This window comes from Mycobacterium sp. (assembly GCF_049281135.1).
Classification (GTDB): domain Bacteria; phylum Actinomycetota; class Actinomycetes; order Mycobacteriales; family Mycobacteriaceae; genus Mycobacterium.
On sequence record NZ_JBAPRN010000638.1, the window covers coordinates 1 to 5480 of the forward strand.

General features: G+C 65.9%; 5 protein-coding genes. 2 read left to right on the forward strand and 3 right to left on the reverse strand.

Features of this window, described 5'->3' with window-relative positions; genetic code table 11:
* The 3 genes from WAN02_RS25235 to WAN02_RS25245 all read right to left on the reverse strand — a co-directional run.
* The coding region (locus tag WAN02_RS25235; RefSeq protein ID WP_422267533.1) for a transglycosylase domain-containing protein at positions 1–1844 on the reverse strand (1844 nt) is incomplete at its 3' end.
* Complete coding sequence (locus tag WAN02_RS25240; RefSeq protein WP_325688289.1) at positions 1837–2271, reverse strand: DUF5318 family protein; 435 nt, start codon at positions 2269–2271, stop codon at positions 1837–1839. The genes WAN02_RS25235 and WAN02_RS25240, both read right to left, overlap by 8 nt.
* A 59-nt stretch (positions 2272–2330) precedes the next feature.
* Positions 2331–3518, reverse strand: a complete 1188-nt coding sequence (locus tag WAN02_RS25245; protein ID WP_422267535.1) for an LLM class flavin-dependent oxidoreductase — start codon at positions 3516–3518, stop codon at positions 2331–2333.
* 237 nt (positions 3519–3755) lie between these two features.
* On the opposite strand from WAN02_RS25245, the gene WAN02_RS25250 reads away from it, so the two are divergent.
* Together WAN02_RS25250 and WAN02_RS25255 are read left to right on the forward strand one after the other, a co-directional pair.
* Complete coding sequence (locus WAN02_RS25250; protein WP_422267537.1) at positions 3756–4298, forward strand: PadR family transcriptional regulator; 543 nt, start codon at positions 3756–3758, stop codon at positions 4296–4298.
* Positions 4299–4338: 40 nt separating this feature from the next.
* Positions 4339–5436, forward strand: a complete 1098-nt coding sequence (locus WAN02_RS25255; protein WP_422267539.1) for an inositol-3-phosphate synthase — start codon at positions 4339–4341, stop codon at positions 5434–5436.
* The last annotated feature ends 44 nt before the right edge of the window (positions 5437–5480 follow it).

Consider the following 5480-nt stretch of genomic DNA (forward strand, 5'->3'; position numbering starts at 1 on the left):
GCGTAGGCCGAGGCCATGTCGATCGCCCGAGTCTGATACTGCCCCAACACGATTCCGTTATTGGGTGGGCCGCCCTTGCCGTCCTCGGACAGGGTGTGCGCCACACCCGGGAAGCTGCTCGCGATGCCCGCCTGATGTGCGGCGTCGGCGACGTCCGAAGGGCCGTTCTTCAGCTTGAGCATCAGCCGGTAGTAGGAGGTGTTCAACGAACGCTTGAGCGCTTCGGCGATATTGCAGACCCCGCAGCCCTCGCCCTCCACGTTGGTGATCTTGATGCCGTTGACGGTCAGCGGTGAGCTGTCCACTTGGTAACCCAGCCCGATCCCCTGCTCGAGCGCGGCGATCAACGCGAACACCTTGAACGACGACCCGGTCTGCAGACCGGCCTGAGCGAAGTCGAACCCGTTGGCATCCGAGCCGCCGTAGTACGCCTTCACCGCGCCGTTGTGCGGATCGATCGAGACGACCGCGGTCCGCATGTCGGGGTTCTGCCCCTCGAGGTATTTCGAGACGGCGTTCTCGGCGGCCTTCTGCGCCTGCGGGTCGATCGTGGTGGTGACCTGCAGTCCCTGGGTGTTCAGCGTCTGCTCGTCGATGTTGAACAACTCGAGCAGTTCTTTGGTGACCTGTCGCTGGATCAGCCCGTTGGGGCCGGTGGTCTGGTCTTTCGCACGAGCCTGCTCAGGTGGCACAGTCGGCGGAAACTGCTGTGCCGCACGGTCGGTCGGCGACAACGCCTTGATGTCGACCATCCCGTCGAGCACCCAGTTCCACCGGGCCTTGGCGCCCTCGAGGTTCAGCGCGGGGTCCAGCGTCGATGGGCGCTGGATCAGCGCGGCCAGCAGTGCGCCGTCGGCGACGGTGAGTTGCTCGACGGGTTTGTCGAAGTAGGCCCGCGACGCCGCGGAGATCCCGTAGGCGCCCCGGCCGAAGTAGATGATGTTCAGATAGGCCTGCAGCACCTCGTCTTTGGACCACTCCCCCGACATCTTGGTGGCGATGACGAGTTCCTTGGCCTTACGGACCAGGCCGCCGACGCCGGCGCGCTGGGCTCCGACCAACGCGTTCTTGACGTACTGCTGGGTGATCGTCGAACCGCCCTGCGTGTCACCGCCGAAGATGTTGTTCTTGAAGGCGCGCGCGAACCCGGTGAACGAGAAGCCCGGATTGGAGTAGAAGTTGCGGTCCTCGGCCGCGATCACTGCCTGGCGGACATTCACCGGCACCTGGTCGATGTTGACATCCACCCGATTACCTTCGGGGGGAACGATTTTCGCCAGCTCGGAGCCGTCGCTGGCCAGAATCGTCGACACCTGGTTGGTGCGGATGTCGCCGGGCTTGGGAATGTCGACGATGAAGTAGGCCATCGCGAACGTGACGATCGGCAGCAGCAGGATCACCACGGCGCTGACGTAGAACCCGCGACGGACCCACGTCCAGTTGATGTGGTGCGGCCAGTCCCAGTCGACTCGCTGAGCCCAGCCCGGCAGCTGAGGCTTTCGTCCCGGCGGGCCCGGCGGACGGCCGCCCGGTGGTCGACCAGTGGGCGGCGGTCCGTCGGGCGGCGGCTTGCGCGGGGGTGACTTCGCGTTCAGCGCGGACGAGGCCATCTCCAACGGGTCGCGTCGCTCAGACGAGGGCCGGCCATCGAGTGCGGCCTTCACGTCGGCGATGGGATCCCGGAAGCGGTTCGGCGCATCGTCCTTGACCGGAGGAAGGATCGTGGTCAGCCGGTCGTCGAGAGGTGGTGTGGGTCGTTGCCGCGGCTGCTTCGACCCGCCATCAGCCCCTGACCCTTTCGGGTTGTCAGCGGCCGACTGGTCTTGCTGCCCTTCGTTATTCACTGGCCGTGCGGGCGCCATCGCGCGCCGTCCGGGTGCTGCGCGGCTTCCGCGGCGGACGAGCCGTGCGCGTCGCGCCGAGCACATACGACTTGACCAAGTGATTCCAACTGCAGGTTCGACATACCTCCACCACGTGTACGGAGAACTCTTCGAACCGCGAGGCTAACAAGACCAGTTCTTCGGCGGTCCGCGCAGACCCGGACACCGCGCCGAGGTGGTCGCCGAATACCCACGACACCAGCGTCAGTTGCTCTTTGCGGCAGATCGGGCACATGACCGAGCTCACCTTGCCGTGGAACTTGGCCGCGCGCAGCAGGTAGGGGTTGGCGTCACACACCTCGGAGACACCGGTCCGGCCGGAGTAGACCTCGGCCAGCAGTGATCGGCGCCGAAGCGCGTAATCCACTACCTGTCGCTGCAATCGCACGAAGACCAGAGTACGTCCGCGGCACCGATGCCGAGAGGTAGGTCGGTTACGTTTCCTGGCTAGGAAGCGCTGACCTCGCCGACGTTCGGCAAGAACGCCGACCTGACCGGCTCGCTCGGCCTGACCGCCGACGCCGCCTCGCCCAGCAGACCGCGTTCAGCGAGGATCGGGCGGACGCCCTCGCCGAAGATGTAGGCCTCCTCGAGGTGGGGATATCCGGACAGGATGAAGTGCTCCAGCCCCAGCTCGGCGTATTCGGCGATGCGATCGGCGACCTCGGTGTGCGAGCCGACCAGGGCGGTGCCCGCGCCGCCGCGAACCAGACCGACGCCCGACCACAGGTTGGGGTAGATCTCCAGCTGTCGGGCATCGGCCCCGGCCACGTAATCCTCGCCGCCGCCGTGCAATTGGCGCATCCGGCGCTGACCCACCGATTCCGAACGGGCCAAGGACTGCTGCGCTGCGGCCACGGTCTCGGGGTTGAGCGCGTTCAGCAGCCGCTCCGCCTCGGCCCAGGCCTGCTCGCTGGTATCGCGGGAGATGACGTGCAGTCGGATGCCGTAGCTCAGTGTTCTGCCCTGCGCGGCAGCCAGGCCGCGGATCCAGTCCAGCTTTTCTTTGACCTGCTCGGGCCGCTCACCCCAGGTCAGATAGGTGTCGGCGTAGCGGGCCGCGACCTGGCCGGCCTCCGGCGACGAACCGCCGAAGAACACCCCCGGCAGCGGATCGGGCCGGCGCGCCAGCGACGCCTGCTCTACGCGCAGGTGCTCACCGGCGACGGTTACCGGTGCGTCGGAGGTCCACAGCTGCTTCACAATGTCGAGGAACTCGCCGCAGCGCGCGTAGCGGTCCTGCTTCTCCAGGAAGTCGCCGAACGCCCGCTGCTCGGCGCTCTCGCCACCGGTGACCACGTTCAGCAACAGCCGACCCTGCGACTGCCACTGAAAGGTGGTTGCCATCTGCGCGGCCAGCGTCGGGCTGATCAACCCCGGACGGAACGCCACCAGGTACTTCAGCGACTCGGTGCTGCCGATCAACATCGCGGTAGTCAGCCAGGCGTCTTCGCACCACAAGCCGGTCGGCGTCAGCACCGCCTCGAAGCCGTTGATCTCGGCGGCCTGGGCGAGCTGGATGAGGTACTTCAGGTCAGCCGGCCGGTCGCCGCGCATCGTGCTGCCGTGCCCCCCTGCGATCAGATCGCGCGAGTCGCCGTACGTCGGGAGAAACCAGTGCAGATGAATTGACACGTTGTTTGGTTATGCCGCGCGAACCGCCACATGAACAGGCTTGCAACCACGCTGATTACAACTCCGACCGGGTCGCCTGCGGCACCGCCCTAACTGCGTGGCTACCAACGGCTGAACGGGACGGGAACTTCAGCTGACCGCCCGGAGTGGCGCCGAATATATCGGGCCGATACTATTGCGCGAGACTGTTTCGCGACATAACAGCGTCGCATTTCACGGAGCAAAGGAGGTGACTCGGTGCTGGAGCTCGCCATCCTGGGACTCTTGCTCGAGTCGCCCATGCACGGCTACGAGCTGCGCAAACGGCTTACGGGCCTGCTCGGAGCCTTCCGGGCATTCTCCTATGGATCGCTGTATCCCGCACTGCGGCGGATGCAGTCCGACGGGCTGATCGCCGAGAACGCGGCCCCGACCGGCACGCCGGTGCGCCGGGCTCGGCGCGTGTACGAAATGACCGATGCGGGCAGGCAGCGCTTCAGCGAGCTGGTGGCTGACACCGGCCCGCACAACTACACCGACGACGGGTTCGGCGTGCACTTGGCATTTTTCAACCGCACGCCGGCCGCAGCGCGGATGCGCATCCTAGAGGGTCGCCGCCGCCAGGTCGAAGAACGTCGAGAAGGTCTGCGTGAAGCAGTGGCGCGGGCCAGCAACTCACTCGACCGCTACACCCGCCAGCTGCACCAACTCGGGCTGGAGTCGAGCGAGCGTGAAGTTAATTGGCTCAACGAGCTGATCGCGGCCGAACGTGTTGCGCAACGCAGCGCAGAGCAGGCCTAGCGCCGAGTAACCCCACTATGAGAGTCAAGGAGAACGCCGTATGAGTGAGCAGAACGCGTCGCAGGCGTCGACCGAGGTACGTGTCGCCATCGTCGGCGTCGGCAACTGCGCGTCCTCGCTGGTACAGGGCGTCCAGTACTACTACGACGCCGACGAGAACAGCGCGGTCCCCGGCCTGATGCACGTGAAGTTCGGCCAGTACCACGTCCGCGACGTGAAGTTCGTCGCCGCGTTCGACGTGGACGCCAAGAAGGTCGGCTTCGACCTGTCCGAGGCCATCTTCGCGTCGGAAAACAACACCATCAAGATCGCCGACGTGCCGCCGACCAACGTGACGGTGCAACGCGGCCCGACTCTCGACGGCATCGGCAAGTACTACGCCGAGACCATCGAGATCTCCGACACCGAGGCCGTCGACGTGGTCGAGGCGCTGCGCGACGCCAAGGTCGACGTGATGGTGTCCTACCTGCCGGTGGGCTCCGAGGAGGCTGACAAGTTCTACGCGCAGTGCGCGATCGACGCCGGCGTGGCTTTCGTCAACGCGTTGCCGGTGTTCATCGCCTCTGACCCGGTGTGGGCCAAGAAGTTCACCGACGCCGGCGTGCCGATCGTCGGTGACGACATCAAGAGCCAGGTCGGTGCCACGATCACCCACCGGGTGATGGCCAAGCTGTTCGAGGACCGCGGCGTGCAGCTCGACCGCACCATGCAGCTCAACGTCGGCGGCAACATGGACTTCCTCAACATGCTCGAGCGCGAGCGGCTGGAGTCCAAGAAGATCTCCAAGACTCAGGCGGTCACATCGAACCTGCAGCGCGAGTTCAAGACCAAGGACGTGCACATCGGCCCGTCCGACCACGTCGGCTGGCTGGACGACCGCAAGTGGGCCTACGTCCGTCTCGAGGGCCGCGCGTTCGGTGACGTGCCGCTGAACCTGGAGTACAAGCTCGAGGTGTGGGACTCGCCGAACTCGGCCGGCGTCATCATCGACGCGGTGCGTGCGGCGAAGATCGCCAAGGACCGCGGCATTGGCGGCCCGGTGATCCCGGCGTCGGCGTACCTGATGAAGAGCCCGCCGAAGCAGCTGCCCGACGACGTCGCGCGCACGCAGCTTGAAGAGTTCATCATCGAGGGCTAAAACCCTTCGTTTACGGAAGTGCGGTGAGGTCGCGGGTGCGCGAT